The organism is Micromonospora sp. NPDC005171, assembly GCF_040608575.1.
Taxonomy (GTDB): Bacteria; Actinomycetota; Actinomycetes; order Mycobacteriales; family Micromonosporaceae; genus Micromonospora.
Window position 1 is genome coordinate 73,839 of sequence record NZ_JBEXIM010000003.1, and the last position, 18,284, is coordinate 92,122.

The 18,284-nt window shown below is 73.0% G+C and carries 17 protein-coding genes and 1 riboswitch; of the genes, 7 read left to right on the top strand and 10 right to left on the bottom strand.

The genetic code is table 11. The annotated features are described in order from the left end of the window. Positions 1 to 43: 43 nt before the first annotated feature. The 3 genes from ABZU74_RS06890 to ABZU74_RS06900 all read right to left on the bottom strand — a co-directional run bounded on the left by ABZU74_RS06890 (position 44) and on the right by ABZU74_RS06900 (position 2,751). Entirely contained in the window at positions 44 to 1,051 is a 1,008-nt protein-coding gene (locus ABZU74_RS06890) for an inorganic phosphate transporter (protein ID WP_091402868.1), read from the bottom strand. Positions 1,052 to 1,055: 4 nt separating this feature from the next. Then, positions 1,056 to 1,682, bottom strand: a complete 627-nt coding sequence (locus tag ABZU74_RS06895) for a DUF47 family protein (protein WP_053655020.1) — start codon at positions 1,680 to 1,682, stop codon at positions 1,056 to 1,058. 127 nt (positions 1,683 to 1,809) lie between these two features. Beyond that, entirely contained in the window at positions 1,810 to 2,751 is a 942-nt protein-coding gene (locus tag ABZU74_RS06900) for a PPK2 family polyphosphate kinase (protein WP_355419283.1), read from the bottom strand. 189 nt (positions 2,752 to 2,940) lie between these two features. Between ABZU74_RS06900 and sigJ the strand changes: the two genes are divergently transcribed. Further along, positions 2,941 to 3,906: an RNA polymerase sigma factor SigJ gene (gene sigJ / locus ABZU74_RS06905; RefSeq protein ID WP_355419285.1), complete on the top strand. Its 966-nt coding sequence runs from the start codon at positions 2,941 to 2,943 to the stop codon at positions 3,904 to 3,906. Positions 3,907 to 3,922: 16 nt separating this feature from the next. On the opposite strand, the gene ABZU74_RS06910 is transcribed toward sigJ, so the two are convergent. Beyond that, positions 3,923 to 4,429: a DUF402 domain-containing protein gene (locus ABZU74_RS06910; RefSeq protein WP_355419287.1), complete on the bottom strand. Its 507-nt coding sequence runs from the start codon at positions 4,427 to 4,429 to the stop codon at positions 3,923 to 3,925. Positions 4,430 to 4,531: 102 nt separating this feature from the next. Here ABZU74_RS06910 and ABZU74_RS06915 point away from each other — a divergent pair, with 102 nt between their 5' ends. Continuing rightward, positions 4,532 to 6,736, top strand: a complete 2,205-nt coding sequence (locus ABZU74_RS06915; protein WP_355419289.1) for an ATP-dependent DNA helicase — start codon at positions 4,532 to 4,534, stop codon at positions 6,734 to 6,736. Between the two features lie 147 nt (positions 6,737 to 6,883). Here the strand turns inward: ABZU74_RS06915 and ABZU74_RS06920 are convergent, their stop codons facing one another. Continuing rightward, positions 6,884 to 8,248, bottom strand: a complete 1,365-nt coding sequence (locus ABZU74_RS06920) for an AI-2E family transporter (RefSeq protein WP_355419291.1) — start codon at positions 8,246 to 8,248, stop codon at positions 6,884 to 6,886. A gap of 106 nt (positions 8,249 to 8,354) precedes the next feature. Here ABZU74_RS06920 and ABZU74_RS06925 point away from each other — a divergent pair, with 106 nt between their 5' ends. Continuing rightward, positions 8,355 to 8,693 carry a co-chaperone GroES gene (locus ABZU74_RS06925; RefSeq protein WP_030327790.1) on the top strand — a complete coding sequence of 113 codons (339 nt, stop codon included), beginning with the start codon at positions 8,355 to 8,357 and terminating at the stop codon, positions 8,691 to 8,693. A 93-nt stretch (positions 8,694 to 8,786) separates the two neighbouring features. Further along, entirely contained in the window at positions 8,787 to 8,954 is a 168-nt protein-coding gene (locus tag ABZU74_RS06930; RefSeq protein ID WP_355419293.1) for a hypothetical protein, read from the top strand. 58 nt (positions 8,955 to 9,012) lie between these two features. On the opposite strand, the gene ABZU74_RS06935 is transcribed toward ABZU74_RS06930, so the two are convergent. Then, positions 9,013 to 10,503, bottom strand: a complete 1,491-nt coding sequence (locus ABZU74_RS06935) for a PrsW family intramembrane metalloprotease (protein WP_355419295.1) — start codon at positions 10,501 to 10,503, stop codon at positions 9,013 to 9,015. Between the two features lie 23 nt (positions 10,504 to 10,526). Beyond that, positions 10,527 to 10,647, top strand: a riboswitch (SAM riboswitch). 46 nt (positions 10,648 to 10,693) lie between these two features. On the opposite strand from ABZU74_RS06935, the gene ABZU74_RS06940 reads away from it, so the two are divergent. Then, a complete protein-coding gene (locus tag ABZU74_RS06940; RefSeq protein ID WP_355419297.1) occupies positions 10,694 to 11,953 on the top strand; it encodes an aminotransferase class V-fold PLP-dependent enzyme in 1,260 nt (419 codons plus the stop codon). Positions 11,954 to 11,973: 20 nt separating this feature from the next. Here the strand turns inward: ABZU74_RS06940 and ABZU74_RS06945 are convergent, their stop codons facing one another. Continuing rightward, on the bottom strand, positions 11,974 to 13,176 hold the full coding sequence (locus tag ABZU74_RS06945) for an FUSC family protein (RefSeq protein ID WP_355419745.1): 1,203 nt from the start codon (positions 13,174 to 13,176) through the stop codon (positions 11,974 to 11,976). A gap of 139 nt (positions 13,177 to 13,315) precedes the next feature. On the opposite strand from ABZU74_RS06945, the gene ABZU74_RS06950 reads away from it, so the two are divergent. Further along, positions 13,316 to 13,972 (top strand): metal-dependent phosphohydrolase, encoded by a 657-nt coding sequence (locus tag ABZU74_RS06950; RefSeq protein ID WP_355419299.1) that lies wholly within the window; start codon positions 13,316 to 13,318, stop codon positions 13,970 to 13,972. Here the strand turns inward: ABZU74_RS06950 and ABZU74_RS06955 are convergent. Beyond that, complete coding sequence (locus tag ABZU74_RS06955) at positions 13,944 to 14,228, bottom strand: DUF4031 domain-containing protein (protein WP_355419301.1); 285 nt, start codon at positions 14,226 to 14,228, stop codon at positions 13,944 to 13,946. The genes ABZU74_RS06950 and ABZU74_RS06955 overlap by 29 nt on opposite strands. A gap of 68 nt (positions 14,229 to 14,296) precedes the next feature. Here ABZU74_RS06955 and ABZU74_RS06960 point away from each other — a divergent pair, with 68 nt between their 5' ends. Then, entirely contained in the window at positions 14,297 to 15,697 is a 1,401-nt protein-coding gene (locus ABZU74_RS06960) for an FAD-linked oxidase C-terminal domain-containing protein (RefSeq protein ID WP_355419303.1), read from the top strand. 10 nt (positions 15,698 to 15,707) lie between these two features. Here ABZU74_RS06960 and ABZU74_RS06965 read toward each other — a convergent pair whose 3' ends face one another. Next, on the bottom strand, positions 15,708 to 16,244 hold the full coding sequence (locus tag ABZU74_RS06965; protein ID WP_355419305.1) for a hypothetical protein: 537 nt from the start codon (positions 16,242 to 16,244) through the stop codon (positions 15,708 to 15,710). 88 nt (positions 16,245 to 16,332) lie between these two features. Continuing rightward, positions 16,333 to 18,150 (bottom strand): glycerol-3-phosphate dehydrogenase/oxidase, encoded by a 1,818-nt coding sequence (locus tag ABZU74_RS06970; protein ID WP_355419747.1) that lies wholly within the window; start codon positions 18,148 to 18,150, stop codon positions 16,333 to 16,335. Positions 18,151 to 18,284: the final 134 nt, after the last annotated feature.

An 18,284-nucleotide genomic window follows, 5' to 3' on the forward strand; every position in this document is an offset into this window, starting at 1 on the left:
CCCCGGCCACCGCGAGACGGTGACCGGGGGCCCTTCCGGGAACTCAGCCGAAGAGGGGCCGGACCAGCAGGTACGTGACGCACGCGATCAGTGCGGCGGCCGGGAACGTGATGATCCAGGCGAGCACGATGTTGCCGGCCACGTTCCAGCGAACCGCGGACAGTCGCTTGGTCGCGCCCACACCCATGATCGCCGAGGTGATGGTGTGGGTGGTGGAGATCGGCGCCTTGAGCACCAGGGCGTTGAAGTAGAGCACCGCGCTGGCGACGGTCTCGGCGGCGAAGCCCTCCGGCGGCCCCAGGTCGATGATCTTGCGACCGAGGGTGCGGATGATCCGCCAGCCACCGGCGTACGTGCCGAGGGCCAGCATCGTCGCCGAGGTCCAGAACACCCAGCCGGGGATGTGCGTCTTGCTCTCCTGGAAACCACCCGTGTAGAGCGCCAGCACCACGATGCCCATGGTCTTGGCAGCGTCCTGCATGCCGTGACCGACCGACATGGCAGCCGCCGAGGCGGTCTGCGCCCAGCGGAAGCCCCGGTTGAGCTTGCCCGGCTGCCCCTTCCGGAACAGCCAGAGGATGGCCAGCATCAACAGGTAGCCAAGGGTGAGGCCGACGATCGGCGACAGCACCATCGGCAGCAGCACCTTCTCGCCGATGTTGCCCCACTGCACGATGCCGCCGGTGGAGAGCAGCGTCGCGCCGACCAGACCGCCGAAGAGCGCGTGCGAGGACGACGAGGGCAGACCGAAGTACCAGGTGATCAGGTTCCAGGCGATCGCCCCGAGCACCCCGGCGAAGACCACGCCGAGGCTGTTCACCCCGGTGGGGAGGGTGACCAGACCGTCGCCGACGGTCTTGGCCACGCCGGCGCCGAAGTGGGCGCCGACGAAGTTGCCGACCGCGGCGAGCCCGAGGGCGATCCGGGGTGTCAGCGCCCGGGTGGAGACGCTTGTTGCGATCGCGTTGGCGGCGTCGTGGAAGCCGTTGGTGTAGTCGAACGCCAGGGCCACCGCGATCACCGCCAACACGGCGATGAGTTCAGGGGACACCGGCTCAGGACTCCTTGACGGCGATGGTCTCGACGGTGTTGGCCACGTGCTCGAAGGCGTCGCAGGCGGCCTCCAGCTCGTCGGCGACCTCCTTCATCTTCAGCACCGTCAACGCGTCGTACTCACCGGAGAAGAGCCGGACGAGCAGCTGCCGGTTGATCCGGTCGCCCTCGTTCTCCAGCCGGTTGCACTCGATCCAGTAGTCCTCGAGATCCTTCATCGACTTCAGCCGGGGCATCGCGTCGGCGGTCAGCTTGGCCTGCTGGTCGAGCACGTTGACCATCTCGTGCAGCTCACGGGGCAGCGCCGGAAGCTCGGTCAGCCCGTACAGGTAGAGCAGGTCGCCGACGGCTTCCAGGTGGTCCATCACGTCGTCCAGCAGCGAGCCGAGCCGGTAGATGTCCTCCCGGTCGAACGGGGTGATGAAGGTTGAGTTGATCTTCTTGTACAGGTCGTGGGTGATCTGGTCGCTGTCGTGCTCGACCTCGGTCAGCCGCTCGCTGACGGACTGCACGTCCACGCCGGGCAGGGCCAGCTCGTTGAGCAGCGCGGTGCCCCGGACCAGGTTCTGCGCGGCCCTGGTGAAGAGCTCGTAGAAGGCGCCCTCGGTGGGGCGGAAGGAAAACTTCACAGCACAGACCTCGTCGCGTCGGTGGAAGGGTGGCGGCGCCCGAGAGCGCCCGCTCGGTGAATGCTAGGAAACGGCAGAACCGGGAATTCGCCGGCCCACCCCTGGCCAGGCACCATTCACCGCTCGTTCACCTGCCGTTCATCTCGGCTGCCCCACCCGCACCCGCTCCCCCAGCCAACAGGCGCTCCCGCTCCCGCGCCACGTCGAAATCGGCAGCCGGATACCCCAGATCGAGCGTGTCGAACGTCTCACGTAGCAGGTGGGCCACTGCCCAGTCCCGGTACCACTTGCGGTCCGCCGGCACCACGAACCAGGGCGCGGCGTCCGTGCCGCACCGGCTCAGGGCCTCGGCGTACGCGGCCTGGTAGTCGTCCCAGTGCCCCCGCGACTCGATGTCGGAGGGGTTGTACTTCCAGTGCTTGCGCGGGTCGGTGAGCCGGTCCAGCAGGCGCTTGCCCTGCTCGTCGTACGAGATGTGCAGCATCACCTTGATCAGGGTGACGTCGCCCTCGGTCAACTCCCGCTCGAACGAGTTGATCTCGTCATAGCGGGCTCGCCAGGTGGTCTCCGGCACCAGCGAGCCGACCCGCGCGATCAACACGTCCTCGTAGTGCGAACGGTTGAACATCCCCACGTACCCCGGCGGTGGCAGCTCCCGGCGAATCCGCCAGAGGAAGTCGTGCCGCAGTTCCTGGCGGGTCGGCGGCCCGAACGAGCGGATGTGCAGGCCCAGCGGGTTCATCGCGCCGGCCACCCGCTTGATCGTGCCGTCCTTACCGCCGCAGTCCATGGCCTGGAGCACCAACAGCACCCGGCGCGCCGGCCGCTCCGACCCGGTCTTGGCCATCGCGAAGAGCATCTCCTGCTGCCGGCCCAGCTCCTCGCCGACCAGCTCCACCTGCTCCCGAGCCCAGGTCTTGCGGTGCTCGCCACGGCCCGCGAGCTCTGGCAGACCGGGCATGGACCGAGGGTCGATCGCGCTGAGATCCACCGGCGCGGTGACCCGCAGCAGGTCCCGCACGGAGCCGCCGTCCGGTGCCACGATCCGCCCTTGCTGGGGTTCGCTCATGCACGGATCATCACCCACCCACCGCCATTCCGCCCGCCGAGAGCCGCCCCCGACCTGGCCCGCGGGGTGCCTGCCCCGACCTCCCTCCGCCAGAGGCACCAGGCCCCCACGGCCGTGACGGGGCTGCCGGCGGAACCGCCTGGCGGGAGGATGTAGGCCGGGGACGCCGACCGGAAGGGGTGGTGGGTCGTGCGGGAACTGGCGACGGAGTTCGAGGCCGAGCGGGGCCGACTGCTCGCGGTGGCCCACCGGATGCTGGGCAGCCGCAGCGAGGCGGAGGACGCGGTGCAGGAGACCTGGCTGCGCTACGCCGGGGCGCTGGCCGACCCCGCGGCCCGCGCCGAGATCCGTGACCTGTCCGCGTGGCTGACCACGACCTGCGCCCGGATCTGCCTCGACGTGCTCCGCTCGGCACGGGTCCGCCGGGAGGCGTACCCCGGGCAGTGGCTGCCGGAGCCGGTGGTGAGCCAGCTGGGCGGCCGACCGCCGGCCGACGGCTACGCGCCCGACCCGGCGGAGCGGGCGGTCCGCACCGACCAGGTCGGCACGGCGCTGCTGGTGGTGCTGGAGCGGCTCACGCCGGAGCAACGGGTGGCCCTGGTGCTGCACGACGTGTTCGCGCTGCCGTTCGCCCGGGTCGCGGGGGTGCTCGGCACCACCGAGGTGGCCGCCCGACAGCTCGCCACCCGGGCCCGACGGGCGATCACCGCGCCGGACGTGCCCCGGCACACCGCCGACCCCGCCGAGCAGCGTCGGGTGCTCAAGGCGTTCGTCGCCGCCACCGAGTCCGGCGAGCTGGACCAGCTCCTGAAGGTGCTCGCGCCGGACGTGGTCTTCGTCGGCGACTCGGGCGGCCACTTCCCGGCAGCCCGTCGGCCGGTGCTCGGCGCGGACGCCGTGGCTCGCCTCACGCTCGGCCTGTTCGGCCGGACCGGCCGGTACGCCGACCGGGTGCTGGCCCGGCCCGTGCTCGTCGACGGCGCGCTCGGCCTCCAACTGGAGACGACACACAGCGACGGACGGCCGATCCGCCTGGTCACCGCGTTCGCGGTAAACCAGGGCCGGATCACCGCCGTCTACAACCAGCTCAACCCGGAGAAGTTGACCGACCTGCCGCCGCTGGACGCCGATGACGGCTGGCCACCACGCTGGTGAGCCGGCCCGACCGGGCTCAGACCACCAGGGCCAACCACTTGCGGTACGCGGTGGCGAACGGCTCGGTGCCGTCGCCCAGCGCCCCGAACAGCCGCTGAGCGGCGGCCTCGGCCTCGGCCACCACGTCGTCCGGGTAGCCGAACCGGGCCCGGTGCTCGGCGAACTCATCCTCGTCGAGCAGCTCCACCAGGCCGGTGGCCCGACGCCGGACGACGTCCAGATCCAGGTCGATCAGGTGGACGATGTCGTCGGACTCCCAGCGGGCGGGGGTGGCGATGTCGCAGTAGACCTCGCTGGTGCGGGGCGGGGGGTTGAACATGGCCGTCCACCAGGCGCGATGTGGCACCAGCAGCACGAACGGGATCTTCTCCACCGAGGGCCGGCCGTGGTAGACGGACTCGGTGCCCTCGGGCACGCCGAGCCAGATGCCGAGATCGTCCTCGGTGAGCCGGCGGGCCGGGTAGTCGCGGTGGGCGCTGCCGTCGTACTTGCGGTAGATCACGCGGACCATGTCGCTCGGCATGATTCGCACCCTAACCGATACTGCCCACGCGTCGTAGCGCGGCCGTAACCGGATGGCGTCGCCCGCAACACCCGGCCCGGTCGGCGTCGCGCCACGCGGCGGATGGGCGCGGCCGGTGTCGGCGGCGCCGGGTACCGTCGCACGGTGACTCCGCCCCGCACCGCCACCGGTTCCGCCACCCCGTCGGCCCGTGCCAAGGGCCGGCGGCGGGGTGCCCGGCCCAGTGGCACCGAGCTGCTGGCGGCGGCGGTCGGCGCGGTGCCCGGCGGGGCGGAACGCCCCGGCCAGTTGCAGATGACCACGGCGATCGAGGAATGCGTGGCCGACGGCGAGCATCTGCTCGTGCAGGCGGGCACCGGCACCGGCAAGTCGCTGGCCTACCTCGCGCCGGCGCTCACTGTGGACGGCCCGGTGGTGGTCTCCACGGCCACCCTGGCGTTGCAGTCCCAGCTGGTCGACCACGACCTGCCCCGGCTCGCCGACGCGGTCGAGCCGGTGCTCGGCCGTCGGCCCACCTTCGCCGTGCTCAAGGGCCGCCACCACTATCTCTGCCTGGCCCGGCTGGACAACTCCACCGAGGAGGAGCCGGAGGACACCCTCTTCGACGCCCCCGCGGCACGGCCCGGCGGCGGGACGAAGTGGCTCGGTGAGGCGGGCCGGTTGGGCAAGCAGGTCGAGCGGCTGCGTGACTGGGCCGAGAAGACCGCCACCGGCGACCGGGACGAGCTGGACCCGGGCGTCGACGACCAGGCCTGGCGGCTGGTGTCGATGCCGGCCCGCGAGTGCGTCGGCGCGACCCGTTGCCCGTTCGGGCAGGAGTGCTTCGCCGAGGCGTCGCGGGCCCGCGCCCGGGAGGCCGACATCGTGGTGACCAACCACAGCCTGCTCGCTGTCGACATGCTCGCCGACCGACACATCGTGCCGCCACACAAGCTGCTCATCGTCGACGAGGCGCACGAGCTGGCCGACCGGGTCTCCTCCGCGGCGCAGGCGGAGCTGGTGCCGGAGCTGATCGACCGGACCACCCGGCGAGCCCGTACGCTGCTGCGCCCGGAGACCGCCGAGGCGCTCACCGCCGCCGGTGACGCCCTGGCGGTCGGCCTGGCCGAGGCTCCGGCCGGGCGGATCACCTCGGGGTTGCCGACGCCACTGCGGGAGGCGTGCACGCTGCTCGACGCGGCGACCCGTTCCGCCCTGGACGCGATCGGCGACATCAAGTCCGACGACCCCGACCCGGTCCGCAAGCAGCAGGCCAAGGCCGCCCTGGACGAGCTCTCCACCACCGCGCAGCGGCTCCTGGAGGAGGGCGACCACGACGTGGCCTGGGTGGAGAAGAACGACAGCGGCAGCCGCCGGGCGCTTGTGGTCGCGCCACTGTCGGTGGCCGGCACCCTCGCCACCCACCTGTACGACGAACGCACCGTCGTGGCCACCTCGGCGACCCTGGCGTTGGGCGGCCGGTTCGACACTGTCGCCCGCGCCCTCGGGCTGGACGCGCCACCGCCCGCCCCGCCGACCCCCGCCGCCGCCGCGCTGGCGGCCCGCACCGGCCCGGGCCGGCCGGCCGCCGAGACGCCAGGCCGTCGCCTCGCTGGCGACGTCACCCCGAACGCCGTCGTACCGGCCACCGAGGGCCCCGGGTGGCGGTCACTCGACGTCGGTTCGCCGTTCGACTACGCCCGGCAGGGCATCCTGTACGTCGCCGCGCACCTCCCCCGCCCCAGCGTGTCCGGGCTGCCCGAGGCTGCCGGAGAGGAACTGCTCGGGCTGGTCGAGGCGCTCGGTGGTCGTACCCTGGGGCTTTTTTCCTCCCGGCGGGCCGCGCAGCAGGCGGCGGAGCTGCTGCGCGCGCGGACCGACCTGCCGGTGTTGCTCCAGGGTGAGGAGGCGCTGCCGTTGCTGGTGCGTCGCTTCCGCGAGGAGCGCGCCAGCTGCCTGTTCGGGGTGATGTCGCTCTGGCAGGGGGTGGATGTGCCGGGTGACGCCTGCCAACTCGTCGTCATCGACCGGCTGCCGTTCCCTCGCCCGGACGAGCCGCTGGCGGCTGCCCGCGCGGCTGCCGTGGACGCAGGCGGCGGCTCCGGCTTCGCGGCGGTGAGCGTGCCGATCGCGGCGGTGAGGCTGGCGCAGGGCGTGGGCCGGCTGATCCGGGCGACCGGCGACAAGGGCGTGGTCGCGGTGCTCGACTCGCGGCTGGAAACGGCCCGTGGCTACGGGCCGTTCCTGCGCCGCTCGCTGCCCCCGTTCTGGTACACGACCCGTCCCGAGGTGGCCCGGGGCGCCCTGGAACGCCTGGCCAAGTCCTGACCCGCGCCGTGCCGCAGTGGGCCGGTCAAGATCGCGCTACAACAAGGAAAGAGTGGTCTCCCGCTGGCGGGAGGCCACTCTTTCCAGGATCGTGCGTGATCTAGCGGGCGGTGGGACGCGTGGCCCAGGCGCCGGGCGCGCGAGGGTCTAGGGGGCTTGGGCGGCGACCACCACGGCGTCGGGTGGGGTGTCCGGGACCCTGCGGGCGGCAAGCCGGCGGACCGCGGTGTTCAGCACCGCGATGAGCGGCACGGAGACCAGCGCGCCGGTGATGCCGGCGAGTACGACACCGGCGGCGATACCGATGATCACCGCGAGCGGGTGGAGGGCGACCGCCCGGCCCATGATCAGCGGTTGCAGCACGTGCCCCTCGATCTGCTGCACGCCGATCACCGCGCCGAGGATGATCAACGCGGTGACCGGGCCGCTGTCGACGAGGGCCACCAGCACCGCCACGCCACCGGAGAGCGCCGCACCGACGATCGGGATGAACGCGCCGAGGAAGACCAGCGCGGCCAGCGGGAAGGCGAACGGGATGTCGAAGACGACCAGGAAGATGCCGATGCCGACCGCGTCGATGAAGGCGACCAGCACGGTCGCCCGGACGTAGGCGACAAGCGTCTGCCAGGAGGCGCGGCCCGCGTCGTCGACCTTCCACCGGGCGGCCACCGGCAGCAGCCGGACCAGGAAACGCCAGATCCGGTTGCCGTCACGCAGGAAGAAGAACGTCGCGAACAGGACCAGCAACGTGCCGGTCAGCACCTCGGCCAGCGTCGCGGCGGTGCTCAACGCACCGCTGGTGAACCTTGAGGTGTTGTTGTTGATCCAGGCCTGCGCCTCGTCGATGTAGCGATCGAGCTGGGTGTCGGAGAGGTGCAGCGGGCCCGTCTTCAGCCAGTTCTGGATCTGCCGGACGCCCTCGGACGACTTCTCGCTCAGCTCGGGCACACCGCGGATGAACTCGTTGACCACAAGCGTCAGCGTGCCGATCACCGCGGCCAGGCCGCCGACCAGGACAACCGCCGTCGCCAGCGACCGGGGGAACCGGGCCCGCAGCAGCCAGCCCACCGCCGGGGCGAGCAGCGCGGACAGCAGCAGCGCGATGGCCAGCGGAATGATCACGATCTTGACCGTGCCGACGATCCGCAGCAGGGCCCAGGCCACCACGCCGATCACGATCAGTCGCCAACACCACGCGGCGGCGATCCGCAGCCCGTGCGGAACGTCGGCGTCGTCCCGACTGGAGGTGGAGCTGTGCAGGTCCGCCGGAGGTTCCGCGCCATAGACAGCGGCGCTGGGCGGCGCGGTCGGCCCCGGCACGGCCGGCGACGCCACCCGGGCCGCCTCCGACGCGTCGTCCAGCGCGTCACTCGAGGCACCCTCGTCGGCGCGCGCCGACTCCTGTCGTGACTGGTAGGCGCGGCGAAGCCGCCCGCGTACCCGCTCGAAGCGGCTCAAGCGCACCTCCTGGCAGAAAACCCGGCCCGCCCACGGCGACAGGTCGGACAGCATACGTCCGTTCCCCACACCGTAGGGCGGTTCCGCCACACAATGCCCCGACCATCTCCGGCGTAACCACCGGCCGGCCGCCGTCGGGCCACACGGTAGCGTCTGCGGCGTGACCGCCGACAACGATCTCGACGCCGGCCTGCCGATCCGCCTGCTGCACGACCGCGTGCTGGTGCGGATGGAGGGCAGCGAGGGCGAACGCCGCTCCACCGCTGGCATCGTCATTCCGGCGACCGCCGCTGTCGGCAAGCGCCTCGCCTGGGCCACAGCGGTCGGGGTGGGGCCGAACGTCCGCGCCATCGTCTCCGGCGACCGGGTGCTCTTCGACCCGGACGACCGCTCCGAGGTCGAGCTGCACGGCCGCGGTTACGTGCTGCTCCGGGAGCGGGACGTGCACGCCGTGGCCGCCGAGCGGATCGAGAACGACTCGACCGGCCTCTACCTCTGACGCACCTCCCCCGGCCACCAGGCCCCGTCGCGCACCGTTTGCCCGGCCGCACGACGGGAAGCCATCCGGCGACCGTGGCCCTGGGGAGGGACGATGCCGGTATTCGTGAAGAAGCTGTTGACCTGGGGCAGTGTCGCGTTCCTGATCTACTTCATGGCCTTTCGGCCGGACGGCGCCGCGCAGATGTTCCGGGCGATCGGAGCCGGGCTGATCGCGATGTTCCAGGGCCTCGGTGACTTCCTCACCTCGCTGATGACCTGAGCCGCTCTGCTGACCTGCCCGTCAGCCCGTCAGCCCGCAGCCGTCAGGGGTGCGGCCGTCAGGGGTGCGTCGGCGGCCAGTGCGGCGCCGATCGCGGGCCGGGCCAGCCGGGCGGGGCGTACCCCACCGGGGCCGGAGCGGGAGCAAGCACCACCGGGATCGGCACCACCGGCTCGTCCGGCGCGTCCACCGGGCGCTGCGTACCGTCCGGGAAGCGCAGGTGGTAGCGGCTGCCGTCCCAGACCCCCGCCGGGGCCTGCGGGTCCCGACCCACGAAGAACGACCGGTACGCGGTGATCGCGTCCAGCAGCTCCCGCTCCTCGCGGACGGTCCGCTCCTGGTCGGCGGGCTTGCGGTCCAAGCCGCGCAGCGCCCCGTCGCGCAGCAGGGCCAGCCGGGTGGCAGCGGACTGGTAACCCCGCATCGCCCGCACCCCGGCGTCGCCGGCCACCCGCCGCGCCCAACTGCGGGCGGCGTGCCGCCGGCCGAGACTGCTCAGCGCCGCCACCTCGGGCGGGCTGAGCCAGCCGGCGCGAACGTAGTCGGGCAGCACCCGCTCGGTGAGCCTCCCCTCCCAGGCGCGCAGCCACAGCGCCAGCCCGACGGTGCCGAAGAAGACCGGCACCATGAGGCCCAGGAAGCCGTACAGCATGATCACGGCCTCGCCGGTGGCCTGGGTAAGCGTGGGCAGCAGGTTCCACGTGCCGTGCAGCATCATCGCCAGCAGCAGACCGGCGATCGGGGCGAGCACCCGGATGCGCCGGTCGGCCGTCCGGGAGGCGATTCCCAGTCCCACGCCCGTCATCGAGGTGAAAAGGGGATGGGCGAACCCGAACAGCAGGATCCGCAGGATGAAGATCGCGATGACCTGCTGGATGCCGGTGGCCGGGCCGTAGCGGTCGGCGCCGGAGGCGTACCCCAACCCGCCCAGGTAGAGGATGTTCTCCACCATCGCGAAGCCGACCGCGGCGAGCCCGCAGTAGACCAGGCCGTCGGTGATCCCGGACCACTCGCGGCGCCGGAACACCAGCAGCAAAATCGGGCCCAGCGCCTTGGTCAGCTCTTCGATGAACGGCGCCACCAGCACCCCGGTGAGCGCGGACGGCAGGCCCCAGTCGGCGAAGCGGTTCGCCGCGAAGTCGTTCACCGTGAGCGAGGCGGCGGTCGAGACGAACGCCCCCCAGGCGAAGCAGAAGATCAGATACTTCAGCGGCTCGGGCTCGTACCGGTCCAGCCAGAGGAAGCAGGCGACCAGCACCGGCACCGGCAGGATGGCCGCGACCACCCCGATCAGCAGGGCCTGCGCACCGAGCGACTGGCCGAGCGTGAAGACCATGAACACCGCGCACGCCGCGATGAACAGCACCACCCCGGCCAGCGCCAGGAACCGCCGCCAGCCCAGCCGGCGCAGCGGCATCCGGGGCGTCTCACCCACGGGCGGGGCGGCGGGCGCGGCCGGGACGGCGGGCGACGGCGGCAGCGGTGAACCGGGCGGGGTGTCGGCCATGCGGTCAGCGTAGCCATCCGCCGCCGGCTGGTTCGGCCGCATCGGCAGCCGCTATGCTGCCTGCAGGTCACGAGCGCCAGCGTCAAGCCCCGGCTTGCTGGCCGGCAACCCTCGTCGAGTTCGCGGTGGGGTGCCCCGGGTGATGACCGGGCCCAGCCCGATCGGTGTGCTGGGCAAGCGCGGACCCCGTCCCGATGCCGCACCCGGGGTCCCTGACCCCGGAGGTTCCGGCGTGTCCGTCACTCTCGTCCCCTCGCTGCCCACAGTGCCGTCGGCGCCGTCCGGGCCGCTCGACGTCCTCGGCGTGCCAGGGGAGATCAACCTGGACTACGCGGCCAGTGCGCCGTGCGCGCGGGCCGCAGCCGACGCCGTGGCCGAGCTGCTGCCCTGGTACGCGAGCGTGCATCGCGGAGCGGGAGCGCTGTCGCGGCGGTGCACCCTCGCGTACGAGCAGGCCCGGCAGACGATCGGCGACTTCTTCGGCGCCCGCGCCGACGATCACGTGATCTTCACCCGCAACACGACTGACGCGCTCAACCTGCTGGCGCGGGCCGTGCCGGCAGGCACGACGGTTGTCACGTTCGCCTCCGAGCACCATGCCAACCTGCTGCCCTGGCCGCGCGGGTCGGTGCGACTGCCGGTGCCCGCCGACCCCGACGGGGCGGTACGCGATCTCGCCGCCGCCCTCGTCGAGCTGCGCCGGGGCAGCAGCCCGGCGCTGCCGGTGCTGGTAGCGGTGACCGGCGCGAGCAACGTGACAGGCGAGCGGTGGCCAGTCGCCGAACTGGCACGGGTGGCCCATCGACACGGTGCCCGGATCGTTCTCGACGCCGCGCAGCTCGCCCCGCACGCCCCTGTCGACCTGCTCGCGCTCGACGTCGACTATCTGGCCGTGTCCGGCCACAAGCTGTACGCGCCGTTCGGCGCGGGCGTGCTGATCGGCCGGGCGGACTGGCTCGACGCCGCCCCGCCGTACCTGGCCGGCGGTGGGGCCACCAGCCACGTCGGGCCGGCCACCCACGACGTGACCTGGGCGACCGGTCCGGCCCGACACGAGGGCGGCACCCCGAACCTGCTCGGCGCTGTTGCGCTGGCGGCGGTGTGCGCGGCGCTCGACGAGGCGGACCAGGTTGCGCTGGCCGACCACGAGCAGGCCCTGCTGGCCCGGCTGCGCACCGGCCTCGCCGCCCTGCCGCACGTCGTCGAGCTGCGCACCTTCGGCCCGGACGCGCCCCGGGTCGGCATCGTCTCGTTCGTGGTCGCCGGTCGGGACTCCGCCGACGTGGCCGCGCGGCTGGCCGCCGAGCACCACATCGGCGTACGGGACGGGTTGTTCTGTGCCCACCCGCTGGCCCGGCGTCTGCTCAGCGAGGCGGCGGGGCGTACCGGCCGGCGGGACCTGCCGCCCACCGCGTTGCGCGCCAGCATCGGCCTGGGCAGCACGGCCGCCCAGGTGGACCGGCTGCTCGCGGCGCTGGCCGAGTTGGGCTGAGGGCCGAGGGTGGCCGGCGCTCAGCCGACCGGCGGGGCGGTGGGTGGCTTCGGTGTCTCGCCGGGCTCGGCGGGCTCACCGACCGGGCGCTCCTGCTCGCCGAAGGCGGTGCGGATCCACCGGTTCGCCTCCTCCTGCTCGATCCCCGAGGCGACCAGCAGGTCGCTCGCGGTGGTGCGGACCTGGGCGATCACCACGCTGCCGGAGAAACCGACCCCGTCGCCGTACGCCCGGCCGGCCTCGCTGACCGCCCGCAGTGACCGTTCCCGGGCCTTCTCCGGCTCCTCACCGGCGGCGAACTCGTGCTTGAGCAGCCGGACCGACTCGGCGAGGTGGCCGATCGCGTCCGGCATCGGATCGGGCACCGGTTCCTCGTCCTCGACAAGCGTGACGGACCGGCGGATCAGCGTGCCGCTGTTGCGCATCGCCCGGTCGATCGGGTCGGCCGCCTCCGCGTAGTGGGTCAGTTCGTCGCGGCGGTGCCAGCGGGCCGGGGAGAGGGTGGCGGTCTCCTTCGCCCCCTCGATCGCCTCGGCCAGCGTGGCCAGTTCCTCCTTGTTGTTGCGCAGCTTCTCCAGGGCGCCCTGGATGGTGGCGCGGTCCCGCTTGCGCAGCCCGTCAGCTGTGGCGTCGAGCTGGGCGGCGAGCAGGTCCAGGGCGGGTCGGGCGGCCCGGTTGATCACTCGCAGCGGGTTCAGTGGCAGCAGCACCGCCGTGACCAGCAGCGCGATCCCACCGCCGAGGAACGCGTCGACGAAGCGCGGGATCTCCAGATTCTGGGTCGACGGGCTCAGGGTCACGATCAGCACCGCGGTGGCCGCCGCCTGGATGACGATGGCCACGCTCGCCCCGGCGAAGATGGTGAGCAGGATCGCCACAGTGACCACCAGGCCGAGCTGCCACGCCCCGGTGCCGAGCAGGTAGATCAGGAGGTCGCCGACGGCCACCCCGACCCCCACCCCGACGATCAACTCGATGGTCCGGCGGAACCGCTGGCCGACAGACGCGGCCAGGGTGCCGACAGCGGAGATCGGCGCGAAGACCGGTTGTGGGTTGCCGAGCAGCCGGTGCGAGACGAAGTACGCCAGCCCGGCCGCCAGCCCGGCCTGCACGGCGAGCCCGCCGGCCATCCGTACCCGGTGCAGCCGGTCGTGCAGGGTGGCCCGGCTGCGATGGCGCAGCTGCTCCGTGGCCTCGGCGATCCGCGCGCCGTCGATGTCCACCAACCCTTCGCGCAGCGCGGTGCGTCGCACCACCGGAGGTCGCTTGTCCCGGGCCACGGCCATGGGCGCGACTACCCGTGGCGGGCTCGCTGAATCCTCTCGTCCCGCGCGTCGCGGCCGAATGCGGCAGACTCGGGCGGTGGTTGATCTGCTGGACCGGTGGCGGGCCGCGGCCCGGGATGCTGGCGCGAGGCCCGATCCGGACACGACCCGGGCCGGTGAGGAGTTGGTCGTCCGGTGGCGGGAGCCGCACCGGCACTACCACACGTTGGCCCACCTGACGGCGGTGCTCGATCTGGTGGACCAGCACGCCGAGCTGGCCGGGCGGGCCGATCTGGTGCGGCTGGCGGCCTGGTTCCACGACGCGGTCTACGACCCTCGGGCCGGTGGCGACGCCAACGAGCGGGACAGCGCCGCACTGGCCGAGGGCGTGCTCACCGGGCTCGGGGTGCCGGCGCCCATGGTGGCCGAGGTGCGTCGGCTGGTGCTGCTCACCGCCGGGCACGCCGTGGCATCGGGAGACCGGGACGGCGCGCTGCTCTGCGACGCGGACCTGGCCGTGCTGGCCGCGCCGCCGGCCCGCTACGAGCGTTACGCGGCGGCGATCCGCCGGGAGTACGCCCATGTGCCGGAGCCGGCCTTCCGGGCCGGGCGGGCCGCCGTGTTGACCGGCCTGCTGGCGCTGCCCGCGCTGTTCCGCTCGCCACCGCTGGCGAGTCGATGGGAAGAGCCCGCCCGGGACAATGTCCGCCGCGAACTGGCCGCCCTCACCGGGGCACCGGAGGACGCGGGCTGACCAGGTGCTTCGGGCGACGCAGGCCGGCGGCGCGGAGCAACCGGACCAGCTCCCGGCTCGGCACCACCTGGGCACCGAGCCACACCGCCGCCGCGAACCGGTCGGCCGGAATGTCGTAGTGGTCCCTGTCGAAGCCACGCCGGGGCGCGCCGAGCGCCTCGGCGAAGGCGTGCAGCTCGGCGTACGAGACGTCACTGATCAGGTGCGACCAGAGCCGACCGCGCCACGGCCAGGCCGGCCGGTCCAGGTAGAGCATGGTGCCCAAGTTATCCCGCGCAGTCGATCATGTTGATGATCGCCGGTCGGCGACCTAGCCTCGGCTGCATGGCCCCCACCGCGCTCCTCGACGACCTGCGCGCCGCGCTCGGTGACGACGCCGTGCTCACCGACCCGGACCTGCTGCGCATGCACCAGCGGGACGAGGCCGACCTGTGCGCCGCCGGCGTGCCGCTTGTGGTGACCCGCCCGCGCGACACCGAGCAGGTGGTCGCCGTGGTCCAGGCGGCGGCGCGGTACGGCGTACCAGTGGTGCCGCAGGGCGCGCGGACCGGGCTGGCCGGCGCGGCGAACGCGGTGGACGGCGCGGTGGTGCTCAGCACGGTCGCGATGAACGAGATCCGGGAGATCGACCCGGTGAGCCGGATCGCTGTGGTCCAACCGGGGGTGGTCAACGCGGCGCTGGCCAAGGCGGTGGCCGCGCACGGCCTCTGGTACCCCCCGGACCCCGGCTCCTGGGAGTCGTCCACCATCGGCGGCAACGTGGCCACCAACGCGGGCGGCATGTGCTGCGTGAAGTACGGCGTGACCACCGAGTACGTGCTCGGCCTGGAGGTGGTGCTCGCCTCCGGCGAGGTGCTGCGCACCGGGCGGCGTACGGCCAAGGGGGTGGCCGGCTATGACCTGACCCGGCTGTTCGTGGGTTCGGAGGGCACCCTCGGCGTGATCACCGAGGTGACCGTGGCGCTGCGGCCCGCACCGGCCGAGTCGCTGACCCTGGTGGCGGTCTTTCCCTCCACCGCCGCGGCCGGCGCGGCGGTGGCCGAGATCGCGGCGCGCGGGCTCACCCCCAGCCTGCTGGAGTTGCTGGACCAGACGCACCTGCGGGCGATCGAGGCGTACCAGCCGATGGGGTTGCGGACCGACGCGCAGGCCCTGTTGCTGGCCGCCGCGGACACCGGCGCCCGGGCGGCGGACGACCTGGCGATGCTGGCCGAGGTGTGCGAGGCCGTCGGCGCCGACGAGGTCTACGCGGCCACCGACGCGGTGGAGGCGGCGGCGCTGCTACAGGCTCGCCGGCTGGCCCACCCGGCGATGGAGAAGTTCGCTGCGGACGCCTACCCGGGCGGCAACGGCGGGCTGGTGATCGACGATGTGGCGGTGCCGCGCGGCTCGCTGGCCGCGCTCCTGGACGGGGTGGCCCGGATCGCGGCCGAGTGCGCGGTGCCGATCGGCGTGGTGGGGCACGCCGGGGACGGCAACATGCACCCGAACATCGTGGTCGACCGGGCCGACCCGGCGAGCGTGGAGCGGGGCCGGCGGGCTTTCGACGAGATCATGCGGCTCGGCCTGGACCTGGGCGGCACCTGCACGGGCGAGCACGGGGTGGGGCTGCTCAAGCGGGACTGGCTGGCCCGGGAGATCGGGCCGGTCGGTGTCCGGGTGCATCTGGCGATCAAGTCGGCGCTCGACCCGGCCGGCCTGCTCAACCCGGGCAAGGTGCTCTGACCGGCTGCGGTCAGCCCTTGACCTCGGCAGGGGTCGCCTGGGTGAGCAGCAGCAGGATCTCCCCGGCGACCGGGGTGAGCTCCTCACCTGGGCAGTCCTGTGAGGTGATCAGCCCGGCCGAGGTGATGAGGCTGGACGTCAGCGCGTCGATGCAGGTGGTCCGGTACCGCCGGGCCTGATCGGTCTCGTCGGCCAGCGCCGGGTTGGCGAGCAGCACCTGGAGGCGTTCGGTCAACTCCGGGGCGAGGGTGCCCCGGGAGGTCACGCCGTCACCGGCGCAGTCGACGCACTGCCACGCGCCGTTCCGCTCGACGCTCAGGGTGCGCATCGGCCCGTCCTCGCCGAGCCGCTGGAGCAGGCTGACCTGACCGGCGGCGACCGTGGTGGGGATCTCCGGCGCCGACCCGCCTCCCGCCGTGCCGGCTGTCGGTTGCGCCACCGGGGTGCTCGGCTTGTCCCCGTCGAAGAGCGAGCAGCCGGTCAGGCCGCCGGCGAGCGCGACGGCGAGCAGGGGTACGAGCAGGCGAGGGCGCGCGCGGGGTAGCACGCGCGGAAACCTACCCCACCGTAGGTAGCGTCCGAAACCACCATCCGGGCCGGTATCGATGGTTACCCATCGGTAACGTCGCAATTCGTCATCGAGCGGACGGGCGCAGCTTCGCCTGATCGTCGTCGCCACCCCGGTCGGCCGCGTAACCCCGGACGTCCGGAGCGCCGAGCCGGGCCGCGTCCGCCGCCGCGTCGTCCGGCATCAACTGGGACTGCCGCTCCGCCTCCACCCGGGCGCGGTAGTGCTCGACCTCGCGAACCCGGGTGGCCGCGTCCCAACCGAGCACCGCGCCCATCAGCTCGGCGGTGTGCTCCGCCGACTCCAACCCCCGGTGGCTGGTCTCGAACGAGATCCGGGTCCGCCGGGTCAGCACGTCCTCCAGGTGCAGCGCGCCCTCGGCCCGCGCCGCGTAGGCGACCTCCGCCGCCAGATACTCCGGGGCACCGGCCAGCGGGGACGCCAGCAGTGGATCGGCGTCGACAAGCGCCAGCAGGTCCAGGGTGAGGGTGCCGTACCGCTCCAGCAGGTGTTCCACCACGCCCACCGGCACGCCGTGCCGGCGAGCCAGGTCGGCCCGGTCCCGCCACATCGCCGGGTACCCGTCGGCGCCGAGCAGCGGCAGGTCGGCGGTGCGCGACGAGCGGGCGCCACCGAGCCGGCGAGCGGCCCGGTCGACCACGTCGGACGCCATCACCCGGTACGTCGTGTATTTGCCGCCGGCGACCAGCAGCAGCCCGAGCATCGGCTCGAAGACCGCGTGCTCACGGGAGAGCTTCGAGGTGGAGTCGGCCTCGCCGGCCAGCAGCGGCCGCAGCCCGGCGTACACCCCCTCGATGTCGGCGGTGGTCAGCGGCCGGTCCAGCACGGTGTTGACCTGTTGGAGGAGGTAGTCGATGTCGCGGGCCGAGGCGGCCGGGTGGGAACGGTCCAGCCGCCAGTCGGTGTCAGTGGTGCCGATGATCCAGTGCCCACCCCACGGGATGACGAAGAGCACCGAACTCGCCGTACGCAGGATGAGCCCCGTCTCGCCGGTGATCGCCGAGCGGGGCACCACCAGGTGCACACCCTTGGAGGCGCGCACCCGGATGCCGGGCCGCAGGCCCACGTCGTTGAGCATTCGGGACATGTCGTCGCTCCACACGCCGGTGGCGGCGATGACGGTGCGGGCCTGCACCTCGAACTCCGCGTCCGGCGAACCCGGCGGAGCCTCCAGGTCCCGGACGCGGACGCCGGTCACCTCGCGCGCCTGCCGGATCAGCCCGACGGCGCGGGCACTGCTCACCACGGTGGCGCCGAGGCTGGCCGCGGTGCGGGCCAGGGTGACCACCAGCCGGGCGTCGTCGACCTGCCCGTCGTAGTAGCGGATCGCACCGGCGAGCGCGTCGGCCCGCAGACTAGGGAAGATCCGCCGGGCGCCTTCCCGGGTCAGGTGCCGGTGCAGGGGCATGCCGCGGCCACCGCCGAAGACCCCGGCGAAGGCGTCGTAGGCGGCCACCCCGGCGCCGTAGTACGAGCGGCGGAAGACCCGGGCCGGGAGGTCCCGCAGGCCGCGTCCGGCCGGCAGCGGCACCATGATCGGCACCGGGCGTACCAGGTGCGGCGCGAGCCGGGTGGCCAGCAGGCCGCGCTCGGTGAGCGCCTCGTGGACCAGGTGGAACTCCAACTGCTCCAGGTAGCGCAGGCCACCGTGGATGAGTTTGCTGGACCGGCTGGAGGTGCCGGCGGCAAGGTCGCGCGCCTCGACCAGCGCCACCTTCAGGCCCCGGGACGCCGCGTCCAGGGCGGCACCGGCGCCGGTCACCCCACCGCCGATGACCAGCACGTCGAAGCGCTCAGCACGCAGTCGACGCAGGTCGGAGGCACGGCGGACCGGTGAGAGCTGACCGGCGACGGATCGGGAGATATTGGGGTCGCGCACCCGTCCACCGTAACCGCCGTGCCACCGCGTCGACATTCGCCGCCCGCCCCGGGGCGACCTTCACGTCTCGCCGACGATGACGTCTCGTTGCCGTCGACGCGAGCCGCTCGATCTGATCA